Below are 15,040 nucleotides of genomic sequence, written 5' to 3' on the forward strand. Positions count from 1 at the left end.
TGTTTATTTTCCTTTCTCACGGAACTCTTTTGGCGTTATTCCTTCTGTCTTACGGAATATAGTGCTGAAATAATGTTGACTATTAAAACCTGAGTTTTCAGCAACGTCTGATATGTTCCAACTCGTGTTATTGGTTAAAAATCGTTTAGCGGCTTGTATTCTATAATGTATTAAATATTCTGTAAAAGAAGCGCCGACTTCTTCGTGAAATTTCCTACTCAAATAGGTCGGGTTTGTATGTACTTCACGAGCAATGTCGGAAAGAGAGATTTTTTCAGCAAAATTGTCATGAATAAATGAAAGCGAATGATGAATTAGGCTTGAATAATCATGAGATGAGTCTTGTTTTTTATACTTAGATAGAACTTTATGCAAATCACTTTCAATTACAGGTTTCGTTAAATAATCAACCACTCCTATTCTTATGGATTGTTGGGCATAATCGAAACTTTGATGTGCTGTAACCATTATTATTTCTACTTCTTTGTTTACCGCCCTCAGGTCTTCACCAAATTCAAGACCGGATCGCCCAGGTAGATTAATATCTAAAAAAGCGAGGTTTATTTTGAAATTTTGGTTGATGGTAAGTGCTTGACAGGCATCAGCGGCTTTGTGAAACTTCCAAAAAGGGTATATAGACTGAATCATATATTCCATTTGTTCAAGTTCTAATGGTTCGTCATCAACTAATAAAACATTCATTCCGAAGCTCCCTCCTCAACTCTCTTATCATAAACCAGTGGCCAAACTACCTTTACCTTTGTTCCTGACTCATTTGAAGAAATAATTATTTGTGCACGGTTACTAAAGTACAAATCTAAACGTTTTTGGATATTGTCTAAGCCATGACCGCCTTTCTCTGTAAAGGAAGTGGCTTTTACCATTAAACCATTATCTATTACTTCTAAATATATCGTCTGGGAATCCTGATAGAATCGGATACTAAGAAGTGCTTCTCCCACTTTTTTTTCTAAACCGTGTTTAAACGAATTCTCAACTAAAGTCTGCAGAATGAAGGGTGGAACTAGTGCAATTAATAATTGGTCTGGGCACTCCATATCTATCTTAAGCCGATCACCAAAGCGAAGACTTTGAATATCTAGATAATGCTGAGTATACTGAATTTCTTGAGCTAGGGGAATTAATGGTTCAGATGCTTTATACTTGAATTTTAAGAATTGCGAAAATGCCTCTAAGGCACGTATCAATTCTGTCGTTCTGTTTAAACGTGCCAAGCTTAATATGACATTTAGTGTATTAAACAAAAAGTGAGGCTGAATTTGCTGGTTTAATTTATTATATTGGGCTTCTTGGAGTGCTTGTTCCAGCCGTATCTCTTTGTTTTTATTTTCAAGAAGATCAATTCTCTTCTCAAATACAAACAGAAATAAAAGAGCAATAGCTCCCATGATAGGAGCTAAAATAAAAAGCATGATTAATAATGTAAATCCCTCGTAACTAAGCATTATGAACCTCTAATGATAATATTTTTATATAACTTTAATAATTCTGCTTATTAGTATCTTACTAAAGACTCCTTCGGAAATCTATTACAATTTATGACACGATGTGACAAGCGACTTGATGATTTTGGGCAGAAATCTTTAATTCAGGTAGCTGTGATTTGCAGATATCTATAGCAAAAGGACACCGTGTATGAAAGCGGCAGCCGCTTGGAGGATCAATAGGTGAGGGGACATCACCCGTTAATAGAATTCGTTCTCTTTCTTGCACTGGATTTGGAACTGGGATAGCAGATAGTAATGCCCGTGTATATGGGTGCTGCGGCTGTTCAAAAATGGACTTTTTGTCAGCAATTTCGACTATCTTTCCTAGGTACATGACCATTACACGATCCGAGATATGTCTAACCACACCTAAATCATGTGAAATAAAAAGAAAGGTAAGATCGAATTGTCGTTGTAATGATTTTAATAAATTTAGTACTTGCGCTTGAATAGAGACATCAAGTGCAGATACAGCTTCGTCACAAATGATCAATTTTGGATCTACTGCAAGTGCCCGTGCAATACCGATTCTCTGCCGTTGGCCCCCGCTAAATTCGTGTGGGTATCTTTCCATGGATTCTGGTCTCAAGCCGACATGGCCTAATAATTCTTCAATTCTGCTCTTTCGGTTTTCTTTAGGCACTACATTTTGTATGGATAAGGCTTCTCCGAGAATTTGTCCTATAGTCTGTCTAGGATTAAGGGAGGCAAATGGATCCTGAAAAATAACTTGCAAATCCTTCCTTGTACTCCTCATTTCTTTTTTTCCTAAACTTAGTAAATCCTTATCCTGAAAGTGTATACTCCCACTTGTAGGTTCATCTAATCGAAGAATGGCCCGTCCAGTTGTCGATTTACCACAACCAGATTCACCAACTATACTCAAGGTTTCTCCCTGATAGATATTAAAGCTAATGTCGTCAACAGCTTTTACATGATTAATAGTTCTCCCGAAAAACCCACCCTTAATTGGGAAATATTGTTTCAATTGATTTACTTTTAGCAGAACCTTTTTCTCTACAACTGGTAATACCATTATTAAACCCCTACTTTCTCTTGAGCGTCATATTCTTTCTCCCATTGGGGGGTAAACATCCAACAGCTGACCTGGGTACTTGGGCCGGTTGTTTGGAGATCTGGTACAGCCTGTTCACAAATTTTCTTTGCATGTGCACAACGGGGTGCAAAGCTGCAGCCTTTGGGCATATTGTATGGACTTGGAACAGTCCCGGGTATGGTAGTCAATTCTTCCTGGTCCATGTCGAGACGTGGTAGGGAGTTCAATAAACCAATCGTGTATGGATGTTTAGGATTTGTGAATATCTCTTTTGCCAGTGTGTATTCAACAATTTTTCCTGCGTACATGACAGCTACTCGGTCGCATGTTTCATATACGACCCCTAAATCATGAGTAATCAAAATGACAGCCGTACCGAAATCCTTTTGCAGGGTTTTTATTAGCTCTAAAATTTGGGCTTGAATCGTCACATCAAGGGCTGTTGTAGGTTCATCCGCTATTAATACCTCAGGGTGGCATGCAAGTGCCATTGCAATCATGACCCTTTGTCTCATTCCGCCGCTTAGTTCATGCGGCTCCTGTTTTGCCCTTTTTTCAGGAGAGGGGATTCCGACAAGCCGAAGCATGTCAACTGCTTTGTTCCAAGCTTCTTTTTTTCCTAGCTTTTGATGAAGTCTTATAGCTTCTGCAATTTGTTCACCCGCTGAATAAACGGGATTTAATGATGTCATTGGTTCCTGAAAAATCATAGAAATCTCATTACCACGTATGGATCGCATCTGTTTTTCAGTCTTTGTAAGTAGATCCTCACCTTTAAAAAGGATGCTGCCCCCGGTAATTTTTCCGGGAGGGGATTGGATTAACCTTAATAGTGATAAGGAAGTAATACTTTTACCACTCCCAGATTCCCCTACAATTCCAAGAGTTTCCCCTTTGTTTAGGGTGAAACTAATTCCATTAACTGCTTTACTCGTTCCTTCATCAGTAAAAAAGTAGGTCTGCAGATTTTTAACTTCCAGTATTTTTTCTTCAAACTGTTTCATCTTAGTACCTCCCTAATTTAAGTCTATTCGCTTGTTAAAGTATCGATAGAGGACATCTACAGCTAGATTCATAAATACAAAGATAACAGATGCAATAAGGACCCCGCCTTGTACCATTGGTAAATCTCTCGTTCTAATGGCATCAACTATTAACCTACCAAGTCCATTGATGGCAAATACGGACTCTGTTAATACGGTACCGCCAAGGAGCGCACCGAACTGAAGACCAACGACTGTAATAACAGGGATAAGCGCATTTTTTAGACCGTGCTTATATATAATGACATGCTCTTTTAATCCCTTGGCTTTTGCTGTACGAATATAGTCTTGACGAACAACTTCGAGCATACTTGACCTTGTCATTCTGGCTACAATTGCAGCTCCTCCCGCCCCGAGGGTAATAGCTGGGAGAATCATGTGATTAATAGTTCCCCAACCTGAAACAGGAAACCACTGAAGATTAACGGAAAAAAAGTAGATAAGCATCAGACCTAACCAAAAACTAGGTAAAGAGATTCCTAATAAAGCAACGATCATGATAGAAATGTCAGCTGCTGAGTATTGCTTAGTGGCTGAGATAATTCCCGCCACCATTCCAAGGACAACGGTTATAAAAATACTTGCAAGGGCAAGTTCTAGGGTGATTGGCAAGCGGACCAAAATCTCGTCCAAAACAGGGCGGCTACTACGAAGTGATTCTCCAAAATCACCTTGTACAGCATGGATTACATAGTCAAAGTACTGATAGAGGATTGGACGATCCAAGCCAAGCTGATGTCGAATCATTTCTATCGTTTCTTTAGTTGCTCCTTCACCTGCAAGCAGGGTTGCCGGGTCTCCGGGAACCATCTGCATGATGAGAAAAACCACAAGACTTACTCCTAGTAATACCGGTATGGTTTGCAAAATTCGCCGGACAATAAATACAAACATTTTCTCTCCTCCTTATTTTTTCATTCTTGGGTCTAGGGCATCTCTTAGTCCATCACCGAATACGTTGAATCCGAGTACAAGTGTTGATATGGCGATTCCTGGAAACAAAGCGATGTGAGGGGCACTGAACAAATAATCTCGTCCGCTGCTTAACATGGCTCCCCATTCTGGTGAAGGAGGCTGAGCTCCTAGTCCTAGGAATGACAAGCCGGCTGCCGATAGAATGGCTGTAGCTAGACGTAATGTAGCTTGAACGATGACAGGTGAAAGAATATTAGGGAAAATGTGTTTGAAAATAATCGTGAAGTCAGTGGCACCTAATGCACGAATGGCATCAATATATTCAAGCTTCCTGACTGAAAGTGTGGAACCCCGTACAATACGTGCAAACATAGGAATTGAAAAGACACCAACTGCTACCATTACGTTAATTAAACTTGGCCCTAGAGCACTTATAATTGCAAGGGCAAGCAATATTCCTGGGAAAGCAAGTAGAACATCAACAATCCTCATAATGACGGTATCAATCCATTTTCCATAATAGCCTGCTGTTAATCCTAAGAGTATGCCAATAAACGCCCCGAAGAACACAGAGACAAATCCAACAGATAATGAAAGACGGGTTCCATATAATAATCTGCTTAAAATATCTCTTCCCTTATCATCTGTTCCCATCCAATGATCTGCTGAGGGTGTCTGGAGTTTGTTGACTAAATCAATTTCATAGGGATCCTGTGGTGAAATTAAAGGTGCAAAAATGGCTAATAAAATATAAAAAAGTACGATGTACCCGCCTATCAATGCCAATTTATTTCTCTTAAACTTTTTATAAAAGGCTTTCCAGTGTTTTAGTTTTGAAGATTTTTTGTTGTTTAGATTTAATTCGGTATTATTTATAACGACCTCTGGCTTCATGGCAACTCCTCCTTTTCTTTCATTAAATTTATTCAAAATAGGTATTGAAGTAAATATGATGCGGAAAAGCAGTAAAGATAATAAAAAAATGAGTAAAGATTCTGAAAATATAAAATTTTGTTTTTTTTTATAATTTGATTATGCCCAATGTACTAATAGAAAAAAGTTGCTTGGAAAACAAAAGCAAGTATGAAAGGGAGGAAAAATAATGAGAAAAGGTATGGTTGGATTACTATTTGCATCGTTATTAGGTATTTCATCGGTTTTATCTGGATGTACATCAGATCAAACCAGCAGCAAGGAACCAGAAAGAGAAGCGAAAGAAGGGGGAACACTAGTCGTCGCCCGGCTATCTGACGCGACTACCCTAGACCCTCATTTCATTACAGACATTCCTTCAGCAAATGTTGTATATGAAAAGGTTTATGAAACATTGGTTGTTCCCGACAAAAACATGGAACCACAACCTCTGCTCGCAAAAGAATGGAAACAGCTCGATGATGTAACGTGGGAGTTTAAACTGCGTGAGGGAGTGAAATTCCATGATGGAGCACCATTCAATGCTGAAGCGGTAAAAACTAACTTTGACAGATTACTAGATCCAAAAACATCTTCTCCTCAAGCGGGTAAATTGGAAATGATCAAAGAAATCAAAGTAGTTGATGAAACGACTGTACAATTTAAACTGAAATACCCTTATGCTCCACTATTATCCATATTAGTAAGTAATGAAGGGAGCATTTTAAGTCCCAAAGCCATTACAGAAAATAGTGACAAGCTAGGCCAAAATCCTGTTGGAACAGGACCATTTGTTTTTAAATCTTGGAAGTCAGGAGAAGAGATTGCACTATCAAAAAATAAGGACTATTGGGGAGATAAACCTAAGATTGATGGGGTAGTATTCAAGGTTGTTCCTGAAGATGCTACGAGAATTGCGATGGTTGAAACAGGTGAAGCACATGTGACTGATCAAGTACCCGTGACTGAGATTGATAGGATTGAAGCATCAGACACAATGGATTTATATCGCACAGATGGACTTGCTGTTGAATACCTAAGCTTTAATGTTAAGAATAAGCCATTCGATGATGTACGTGTTCGTAAAGCGGTCGCGCATGCGATTGAGGTTGACTCTATTATTAAAGGCGTTTATAACGATGTTGGTACGAAGGCAAATTCCACAATGAGCCCGAAGGTTTTTGGCTATGATCCAGATATAAAAGGATACGACTATGATATAAATGAATCGAAAAAGCTGTTGAAGGAAGCCGGAATTAAGGATGGCTTGGAGATTACATTAACAACGAGTGATCGTAAGGAAAGAATAAATATGGCAGAGGTAATTCAATCCCAGTTAAAAGGAATTGGAATTAAGGTCAAAATTCAAGTTCTTGAATATGGGGCTTATATTGACGCGACTGCTAAAGGTGAACATCAGGTTTCAATAGGTGGTTGGGGCAATGCTACGGGAGATGGAGATTATAATCAATTCAATCTTTTTGATAGCAAATCCCAAGGTGCTGCTGGAAATAGTTCATTCTACAGTAATCCTGAAGTGGATAAATTGATTGAAACAGCACGTAAAGAATCAGATGGAGATAAACGTAAGGAACTATATTCGAAAGCACAAGAAATTGAAAGAGAAGAAGTACCATATGTTCCAATCCGTAACTATGAACATCTAGCCGTTTATGGAGAAACTGTTAAAGGACTTTGGCTGAATCCAGCAAATTATTTAATGCTTGATGACATAACTGTGCAGTAGAGAATTTATCAAAAAGGGCAGACAGCATACGGCCGTTATGCTGTCTTCTCAATTAGGAGGGAAAATATGATTGATTTGCTGCTCATTCATGGGACTGTGATAACTATGGATCAAAATAGACGAATTCTTCAAGATGGTGCCATCGCCATAAACCAAGGAAGAATTTTAGACGTTGATTTAACAGAAAAACTGAAATCGAAGTATGAGGCAAAAAAAGTTATTGATTGTAGCCATCAATGTATATTGCCTGGATTAATAGATGTTCATGGTCATGGAGGACATTCTATGTTTAAAACAATTGCTATGGAGAATATTGATTTTTGGATGCCTATTATGACAAACACGTATAAACATTTTGTAACAGATGACTTTTGGTACTACGAAGGAAAACTCTCCTCTCTAGAGAGATTAAAGGCTGGCGTGACAACAGGTGTAAGTGTTTTAGGCTCCATGCCACGATCCGATGATCCAATTTTCGCAATAAATCATGCGAAAGCGTACGCTGAAGTAGGTGTTAGAGAGGTTGTCTGCACGGGTCCTTGCAACCCTCCATGGCCTCATTCATTCAGCCGATGGATTGACGGAAAAAGAATTGTAAAGGAAGTTTCCTATGAAGAAGTATTAATGGGGGCAGAAGCTGTAATTGAAGCGCTGAATCATGCAAATGAAGACCGGACGAGAGCCTTTATTACACCATTTGTCATTGTTACGTCCGTTGATCCCTCCAATCCCACATCTCCTGACAGGCTTTATGGGTTAAATAATCATGATCTTTATCAAGCGAAAAAAATTAGAGAAATTGCCAGGAAATATGACACAAGGATACACTCTGATGCCTTTGGTGGGATGATTCATTTAGCGATACAGGATAAGGAAAATGCCTTGTTGGGTCCCGATGTCCATTTACAGCATTGTCGCGGTATTTCTTTTGATGAGGCAAGGATACTTGCAGAAACAGGTACTAATGTTAGTGCATCTCCTGGATTTGGGCAGGTTCATGCACGTACCCCTATAACTGAATTATTAGAAATGGGTGCAACTGTAGCAATCTCTACAGATGGGACTTCCCCTTCTACAAGTTTTGATATGTTTCAGGCAATGAGGAAAACACAGTTTGTTCACCAAGCAGCACTTAGAGACTATTATTATTTACCCCCTGGCAAGCTATTAGAAATGATTACGATAGATGCAGCGAAATGCATTGGCTGGGATGATGAAATAGGCTCCCTCGAGATTGGGAAAAAAGCGGATGTCATCACAGTCAATCTGCATCAGCCGCATCTGACTCCAGAATTCATGCATGTTCATAGACTTGTATTTCAAGCAGTGGCGAATGATGTGGAGCATGTCATTGTCGACGGCAAATTAATTATGGAAGGGCGAAATGTACGAACAGTTCATGAAAGTACAGTACTAAATGAGGCAAATGAAGAGGCGTTTTCAACGATAAAGCGTGCTGGACTCGAAAAATATATGCAGCCGACGAAATATTTCTGGGGAAATGCCCGTGCATATGTAGATGAAAAGAGATATGACGAATGAGAAAACACTGCTGCTATGTGGAAAGGAGAATAAGATGAAAATCAAACTTAAAGGAAGATACGTAATTGGTTATGATGGGTGCGACCATGTCATTTTGGAAAATGCGGAGATTGTTTATGAAAAAGACACGATTGTGTATGTTGGAAAAAATTATACTGAAGAAGTAGATGAGGTGATAGACGCTGGTAATGCTATCATTAGTCCTGGGTTTATAGATTTAAATGCATTAGGGGACATTGACCATGATATTTTACATTTAGAAGCTGGTTCTAATAGACAGAAAAACCTTCTCTGGTCAGAGCAATATATAGAAAGGGGACATCATGAATTAATGACCGAGGAAGAAGAGTCCTTTAAATCTTTATATGCTTATTCACAGCTCATTCTTCATGGGGTAACAACAGCCATGCCTATAACTTCTGTTTTTTATAAAGGCTGGGCTGAAACCTATGAAGAATTAGCATCTGCAGCGAAACATGCGGCTAGCTTAGGGTTAAGAATTTACCTAGGACCCAGTTATCAATCTGGGATTAGAGTCGTCCAGCCTGATGGAAATATAAAACTACACTGGGATGAAAAAGCGGGGGAAGCTGGATTACAGAGAGCTGTAGAGTTTGTAGAAAAACTTGATGGAGCCTTTGAAGGATTGGTTAGAGGGATGCTTGCCCCAGAACGTATCGAGTCTCAAACTGAAGATAATTTGCTTCAGACAAAGTATTACAGTGAAAAATTAGGGGTTCCCATAAAGCTTCATGCTGCACAAGGAAGTTTTGAGTTCAACACCATATTGGAAGAACATGGTGTAACACCTATTAGGTATTTGTACGATCTTGGTTTTCTGGGTCCAAGAACAGGGATACCGCATGCCCATTTTGTGTCAGGATATAGTGAAGCGAGATACGGCAAGGGTGATGACTTAGCGCTTCTAAAAGAAACAAATACAACAGTGATTCATTGCCCTCTAATTATCGGGAGGCATGGTTCAGCTTTAGAATCCTTTGCAAAATATAAAAGGTCAGGAATAAATATAGCGCTTGGAACGGATACCTTCCCTCCAGATATGTTTCAGAATGTTAGGACAGGGAGTATGCTCTCACGGCTGGTGGAAAAAGAGGTTGAAGGCTCTACGTATGCCGATCTCTTTCGGTCAGCCACTCTTGGTGCGGCTGCTTTCCTTGGGAGGAACGATCTCGGCCGTATTGCTGTAGGTGCAAAAGCAGATATTATTGCGATGGACTTAGACAGTTTTCATATGGGTGTAATAGATGATCCCATTCGAACCATGTTCGTTAGTGGATCTGGAAGAGACGTTAAATTATCTATCATTAATGGCAGGATAGTCATGGAAAATCAAAATATACCTAATCTTGATATGGAAGTAATCAAAGACAAGGGACAAAAATATTTTAACAAGATGAGAAGAGGATATATGGAAAGAGATTATCAGCAGCTTTCAGAGAAGGAATTGTTTCAGCCGTCGTTTAAGGTTGTAGAATCGATAGATCATACAGAAGCATGAACATTATTTTATTAAAAACAAGTAAAGAAAATGAAAAATATAGTAAAGATTTTCGAAATAAATTTTCTGAATATTTCCTATAATTAGATAAATGGTCACGGAAACAAAATAAAAGCAGGAGGTCGAAGTCCATGGGGTTAAAACGAGGTATAAGGAATTTTTTTCTAGTCATAATTGTGGCTATCGTAATTACTGGCTGTTCTTCTAATCATGACGTAAGCACAAAAGCAAGTGATCCGAACAAAGCATCAAAGGAAGGGGGAACCTTAGTTATTGCTCGTTTATCAGATGCTGAGAATTTGGATCAGCAATTTATGTCCACGATTAATGCCGCTAGTGTTACTCACCATAAAATCTATGAAGGGCTTGTGCAACGAGATAAAAATAGTGAGATACAGCCTATGCTAGCAGAAAAATGGAACCAGATAAATGACACAACCTGGGAATTTAAGCTTAGACATGATGTGAAGTTTCATGATGGCACACCATTTAATGCGGATGCAGTAAAAAAGACGTTTGACAGACTTTTAGATCCGAATGTTGCTTCTCCTAGAGCCGTAGTATTCGATATGGTAAAAGAAGTGAAACCAGTTGATGAATATACCGTGCAATTCATTCTAAAGGAACCTTTTTCCCCACTGCTTTCTATCTTAGCGAATCATGAAGGAGGGATTATAAGTCCAAAAACTATTGAAAAGTATGGAAAGAAAATTATCCAAGAACCGAATGGGACCGGTCCTTTTGTTTTTGATTCATGGTCACCAGGCCAAGAAATTACATTGACGAAAAACAAAAATTATTGGGGAGACAAGCCAAAGGTGGACAAAGTTATCTTCAAGGTTGTCCCAGAAGACTCTACAAGAATATCCATGATAGAAACGGGAGAAGCGCATATTGCAGAACCTCTTCCTGTAGCTGTCATGGACCAGGTAGAATCCTCAGCGGCTATGGATGTTTACCGCAATGAAGGGTATGGTACCGAATATATAGGATTTAATGTCAATAAAGAACCGTTTAATGATGTCCGTGTCCGTAAAGCTATAGCCCATGCCATTGAAATGGATTCCATTATTAAGGGTGTCTTTAATAATGTTGGTGTAAAGGCAAATTCCTTAATGGGATCTAAGGTATTCGGGTACGACGCTGATCTAAAAACCTATGATTACAATCTTAAAGAAGCCAAGAAATTGATGGCTGATGCTGGTTATTCTAAAGGTCTTGATGCAACTATTCTAACAATGGATAGTAAAGAAAGAGTTAATTTGGCAGAAGTACTTCAATCTCAGTTAAAAGGTATCGGGATTCATTTGAAGGTTCAGGTCATGGAGTACGGTTCGTTCGTTGAACAAGTAAATAAAGGGCAATCGGAAATGTTTATAATCAGTTGGAGAAATGCAACGGGAGATGCTGATTATAATCAATATAATCTTTTTCATACGGATTCACAGGGCCCGGCTGGAAATACCTTCTTTTACAGCAATCCAAAGGTTGATAATTTAATAGATGCTGCCCGTAAAGAAAAAGAGGAGGAAAAACGCAAAGATCTATACGCAGAGGCACAAGAGATTGAGCTGAGTGATACCCCATATATTCCTGTAAGGGTCATTGAAAATGTTGCCGCAGTCTCGAAAGAAGTAAAAGGGTTTTCAATCAGTCCTTCAGGCTATCTAGAGATTAATGACATAACATTAAAGTGATAATAATATATGAAGAAAAAGTTCATCCACAGGATGAACTTTCAGACTGTAGACAAACTCGATAATAATTGAGTTTGTCTACAGTCTTTTTTTGTTTTTAAAATTTGACCGTTGATTTCCACTCCAGGCACTCGCTTTCCGCGGGCGGTCCGGGAGCCTCCTCGGCGCCATTGCGCCTGCGGGGTCTCCCTTGGACGCGCTTTTCCCGCAGGAGTCTCGTACCTTCCATTCCAATCAACTTTGTTTTAACATTTAGATAGAACTCCTTTTGCCTACAGTCTTTTTTGTTTTAAAATAGAAGTATTAAAACTTGAGGTTATAAAGGGTGCTTTCTAAATATGATTCTATTCAGCGAGATCAACTTGAAATGATTACTTTACCCAATCTCTTAACCTTGGGCCAAAATTCAATGGGAATTTCAAAAGGGGTTCGGAATTTTATAATTCCGAACCCCTTTCATCTCCAATGAAAAAGTAAAAATAACATAAAAATGAGTAAAAATCCTGAATTTATAAAATGTCCTTTAGAATTATAATGAAATAGATGCATGTTCAATCTGGAGTGGAAGGGTGAGTTTAATGTCACAATCGTATTGGTTAACGAATGTACGTTTGGAAAATGGATTTACTTATAATGAAAATGAAACGATTACTGGTACCGCAACCGGAAATTACCACGTTAGGATTGAAAGCGGAAAAATTTCTTCTATTATTTTAGCAAAGGAATCTATAACAGATCAAAACCCACAATATGATGTTCGTGGCCTTCTGATGGTCCCTTCGTTTAAAGAAATGCATATTCATATTGATAAAACTTACTATGGTGGTCCTTGGAAGGCTTGTATGCCAGCAATTAATGGTGTGAAAACCCGGATAGAAGAAGAACAGGTATTACTTCCTAAATTATTACCTACTGTCAAAGAAAGAGCAGAAAAAATGTTGGATTTATTATTGGACTTCGGATCTACTCATATACGCACCCATTGTAATGTAGACCCCGTTATAGGCTTGAAAAATTTAGAGGCTACATTACAAGCGTTAGAAGGATATAAAGATAAATTAACTCATGAAATAGTCGCATTTCCACAGCATGGACTATTACGCAGCAACTCCGTAGGGCTAATTAGGGAGGCCATGAAGAATGGGGCGAATCTTGTAGGTGGAGTGGACCCTGCCTCCATTGATGAAAATATAGAACGGTCTCTTGAAACAATCATGGATATTGCCGTTGAATCGAATTCCGATATTGATGTTCATTTACATGATCCAGATCAGCTTGGACTCTTTACTATGCAACGCCTTGCTTCCATAACGGAAGACGCAGGATGGCAAGGAAGAGTAACTGTGAGCCACGCCAGCGGTTTGGCCGATCTTTCAGTTTCAGAGGCAACGAGTATAGCCGAAAGGTTTTCGGAATTAGGAATATCCATTACATCCACAGTGCCTATTTTCAGAACGATCCCAATCCCTCTGTTACATGAAAAAGGCGTAAAAGTTGAATTGGGTAATGATAGCATTACTGATCATTGGACACCTTTTGGTATCGGGGACAATCTTGAAAAGGTCGGTCGCCTTGCAGAGAGATTTCGCATGATTGACGAAAGATCTTTAGCTAGTAGCCTACAATTCATTACAGGAGGAAAGACTCCATTAAACCAAGAAGGAGTCAAGACATGGCCTAATATTGGGGATGAAGCGAATATAGTTCTGGTTGAAGCCAGCTGTTCAGCAGAAGCGGTGGCTAGAAGGTCAAAACGTGCCGCTGTCATCTTTAGAGGTAATGTTGTAAGTGGATCTATTTCATCTTTTGAGACGACAGGTGTCTAATCTTCTATTAAAGAGAGTGATTTAATGTATAAAGCGTACTGGCTTACTAACGTTACGCTTGATAGCGGATATGTATTTGAGAATGAAAGAATTGATGGAACAAAGACTGCCCTATACAATATCTTTATAAATGACGGGATCATTAAGGAAATTCAATCGGCTAATGTTCCTTTGCAAACTCATTTACCAGTTCAAGACGCAAGAAATTTACTTGCACTTCCTGCTTTTAAAGAAATGCATAACCATCTTGACAAGACCTATTTAGGACTGCCATGGAAATCATGCATTCCGGTTCCGAATTTAATGGAGCGCTTAAACTTAGAAGCGGTGGAGCTCGCTGAACTCGCCGAAACAGGACAACACCGAGCTGAGCAGATGCTTCATCTTCTGTTAAAAGGTGGCGCCACACATGTCAGAACTCATGTTAATATTGACCCATACATTGGTTTGAAGAATTTAGAAGAAATTCAGAAAGCACTAGAGAGTTTTAAAGGGAAAATGACACACGAGATAGTAGCTTTTCCCCAACACGGACTGCTAAGAACAAATTCAACTGCATTAATGAGACAGGCGATGAAAGAAGGAGCGTCCTTAGTGGGAGGCTTAGATCCTGGTGGAGTTGATAATAATATAGAGGCTTCACTATATGAAATGGTGGATTTAGCTGTTGAGTTTGATGCAGATATTGATATCCATATACATGATCCAGGTCATCTTGGATTTTATACAATCAAGAAACTGGCTTCTTTAATCGAAGAAGCAGGGTGGAAAAACAGAGTGGCTGTTAGTCATGCATTTGCAATTGGGGATGTTCCTATTGAAGAATCAAATGATCTGGCTAGTATTTTATCAAACTTAGGAATAGCCATCATGTCTACTGTTCCGATAAACCGGGTAATTCCCCCCATTGATTTACTTCATGAAAAGGGTGTACACGTAGCTCTTGGATGTGATGGTTTTTATGACTCCTGGTCTCCATTCGGTACAGGAGATATGCTTGAAAAGGCAGGTAGATTAGCTGAGAGGTACAACTGGAAGGATGAGTATGCATTGACTCAATCCCTCCAATTCATTACGGGCGGGGTTAAGACACTAGACGATGAAGGAAATCGTTTATGGCCGAATGTTGGAGATGATGCAAGTATGGTATTAGTAGATGCATCATGCTCTGCCGAGGCAGTTGCTAGAAGATCAAGGCGTGCTGCGGTTATCGTCAATGGAAATTTGGTTTACGGTGGATTCAACTGTGAATCTGCTTTGAAGGCAAATTGAAT

The 15,040-nt window shown here is 39.1% G+C and carries 12 protein-coding genes; 6 read left to right on the forward strand and 6 right to left on the reverse strand.

Annotated elements, in window-relative coordinates; all coding sequences use genetic code 11:
• Positions 1 to 3: 3 nt before the first annotated feature.
• The 6 genes from JFU50_RS14300 to nikC form a co-directional block, all read right to left on the reverse strand.
• Positions 4 to 702: a response regulator transcription factor gene (locus tag JFU50_RS14300; protein ID WP_053347730.1), complete on the reverse strand. Its 699-nt coding sequence runs from the start codon at positions 700 to 702 to the stop codon at positions 4 to 6.
• A complete protein-coding gene (locus JFU50_RS14305) occupies positions 699 to 1,409 on the reverse strand; it encodes a sensor histidine kinase (protein WP_242489048.1) in 711 nt (236 codons plus the stop codon). The genes JFU50_RS14300 and JFU50_RS14305 overlap by 4 nt, the downstream gene beginning before the upstream one ends.
• A gap of 148 nt (positions 1,410 to 1,557) precedes the next feature.
• On the reverse strand, positions 1,558 to 2,544 hold the full coding sequence (locus JFU50_RS14310) for an ABC transporter ATP-binding protein (protein ID WP_053347728.1): 987 nt from the start codon (positions 2,542 to 2,544) through the stop codon (positions 1,558 to 1,560).
• Between the two features lie 2 nt (positions 2,545 to 2,546).
• Positions 2,547 to 3,569, reverse strand: coding sequence for an ABC transporter ATP-binding protein (locus JFU50_RS14315; protein WP_053347727.1), 1,023 nt, complete (start codon positions 3,567 to 3,569; stop codon positions 2,547 to 2,549).
• A 12-nt stretch (positions 3,570 to 3,581) separates the two neighbouring features.
• Positions 3,582 to 4,502, reverse strand: a complete 921-nt coding sequence (gene nikB / locus JFU50_RS14320) for a nickel ABC transporter permease (RefSeq protein ID WP_053347726.1) — start codon at positions 4,500 to 4,502, stop codon at positions 3,582 to 3,584.
• Between the two features lie 12 nt (positions 4,503 to 4,514).
• Positions 4,515 to 5,417 (reverse strand): nickel transporter permease, encoded by a 903-nt coding sequence (gene nikC / locus JFU50_RS14325; protein WP_201186728.1) that lies wholly within the window; start codon positions 5,415 to 5,417, stop codon positions 4,515 to 4,517.
• A gap of 208 nt (positions 5,418 to 5,625) precedes the next feature.
• On the opposite strand from nikC, the gene JFU50_RS14330 reads away from it, so the two are divergent.
• The 6 genes from JFU50_RS14330 to JFU50_RS14355 all read left to right on the forward strand — a co-directional run bounded on the left by JFU50_RS14330 (position 5,626) and on the right by JFU50_RS14355 (position 15,038).
• Complete coding sequence (locus tag JFU50_RS14330) at positions 5,626 to 7,182, forward strand: glutathione ABC transporter substrate-binding protein (protein ID WP_201223002.1); 1,557 nt, start codon at positions 5,626 to 5,628, stop codon at positions 7,180 to 7,182.
• A gap of 66 nt (positions 7,183 to 7,248) precedes the next feature.
• Positions 7,249 to 8,724: an amidohydrolase family protein gene (locus tag JFU50_RS14335; protein WP_201223004.1), complete on the forward strand. Its 1,476-nt coding sequence runs from the start codon at positions 7,249 to 7,251 to the stop codon at positions 8,722 to 8,724.
• 34 nt (positions 8,725 to 8,758) lie between these two features.
• Entirely contained in the window at positions 8,759 to 10,243 is a 1,485-nt protein-coding gene (locus JFU50_RS14340; protein WP_201223006.1) for an amidohydrolase family protein, read from the forward strand.
• A gap of 131 nt (positions 10,244 to 10,374) precedes the next feature.
• A complete protein-coding gene (locus JFU50_RS14345) occupies positions 10,375 to 11,940 on the forward strand; it encodes a glutathione ABC transporter substrate-binding protein (protein ID WP_201223008.1) in 1,566 nt (521 codons plus the stop codon).
• A gap of 578 nt (positions 11,941 to 12,518) precedes the next feature.
• The gene (locus JFU50_RS14350; RefSeq protein ID WP_201223010.1) at positions 12,519 to 13,766 is read left to right on the forward strand and encodes an amidohydrolase family protein; all 1,248 of its coding nucleotides are present in this window, start codon (positions 12,519 to 12,521) and stop codon (positions 13,764 to 13,766) included.
• A gap of 24 nt (positions 13,767 to 13,790) precedes the next feature.
• A complete protein-coding gene (locus JFU50_RS14355) occupies positions 13,791 to 15,038 on the forward strand; it encodes an amidohydrolase (RefSeq protein WP_201223012.1) in 1,248 nt (415 codons plus the stop codon).
• Positions 15,039 to 15,040 lie beyond the last annotated feature (2 nt).

Source organism: Peribacillus sp. TH14 (genome assembly GCF_016651145.1).
Taxonomy (GTDB): Bacteria; Bacillota; Bacilli; order Bacillales; family DSM-1321; genus Peribacillus; species Peribacillus butanolivorans.

What these genes read in the sequence shown, in the direction of transcription:
- JFU50_RS14300 (WP_053347730.1), bottom strand. Translation starts at nt 702, where the DNA reads ATGAATGTTTTATTAGTTGATGACGAACCATTAGAACTTGAACAAATG.
- JFU50_RS14305 (WP_242489048.1), bottom strand. Translation starts at nt 1,409, where the DNA reads ATGGGAGCTATTGCTCTTTTATTTCTGTTTGTATTTGAGAAGAGAATT.
- JFU50_RS14310 (WP_053347728.1), bottom strand. Translation starts at nt 2,544, where the DNA reads ATGGTATTACCAGTTGTAGAGAAAAAGGTTCTGCTAAAAGTAAATCAA.
- JFU50_RS14315 (WP_053347727.1), bottom strand. Translation starts at nt 3,569, where the DNA reads ATGAAACAGTTTGAAGAAAAAATACTGGAAGTTAAAAATCTGCAGACC.
- nikB (WP_053347726.1), bottom strand. Translation starts at nt 4,502, where the DNA reads ATGTTTGTATTTATTGTCCGGCGAATTTTGCAAACCATACCGGTATTA.
- nikC (WP_201186728.1), bottom strand. Translation starts at nt 5,417, where the DNA reads ATGAAGCCAGAGGTCGTTATAAATAATACCGAATTAAATCTAAACAAC.
- JFU50_RS14330 (WP_201223002.1), top strand. Translation starts at nt 5,626, where the DNA reads ATGAGAAAAGGTATGGTTGGATTACTATTTGCATCGTTATTAGGTATT.
- JFU50_RS14335 (WP_201223004.1), top strand. Translation starts at nt 7,249, where the DNA reads ATGATTGATTTGCTGCTCATTCATGGGACTGTGATAACTATGGATCAA.
- JFU50_RS14340 (WP_201223006.1), top strand. Translation starts at nt 8,759, where the DNA reads ATGAAAATCAAACTTAAAGGAAGATACGTAATTGGTTATGATGGGTGC.
- JFU50_RS14345 (WP_201223008.1), top strand. Translation starts at nt 10,375, where the DNA reads ATGGGGTTAAAACGAGGTATAAGGAATTTTTTTCTAGTCATAATTGTG.
- JFU50_RS14350 (WP_201223010.1), top strand. Translation starts at nt 12,519, where the DNA reads ATGTCACAATCGTATTGGTTAACGAATGTACGTTTGGAAAATGGATTT.
- JFU50_RS14355 (WP_201223012.1), top strand. Translation starts at nt 13,791, where the DNA reads ATGTATAAAGCGTACTGGCTTACTAACGTTACGCTTGATAGCGGATAT.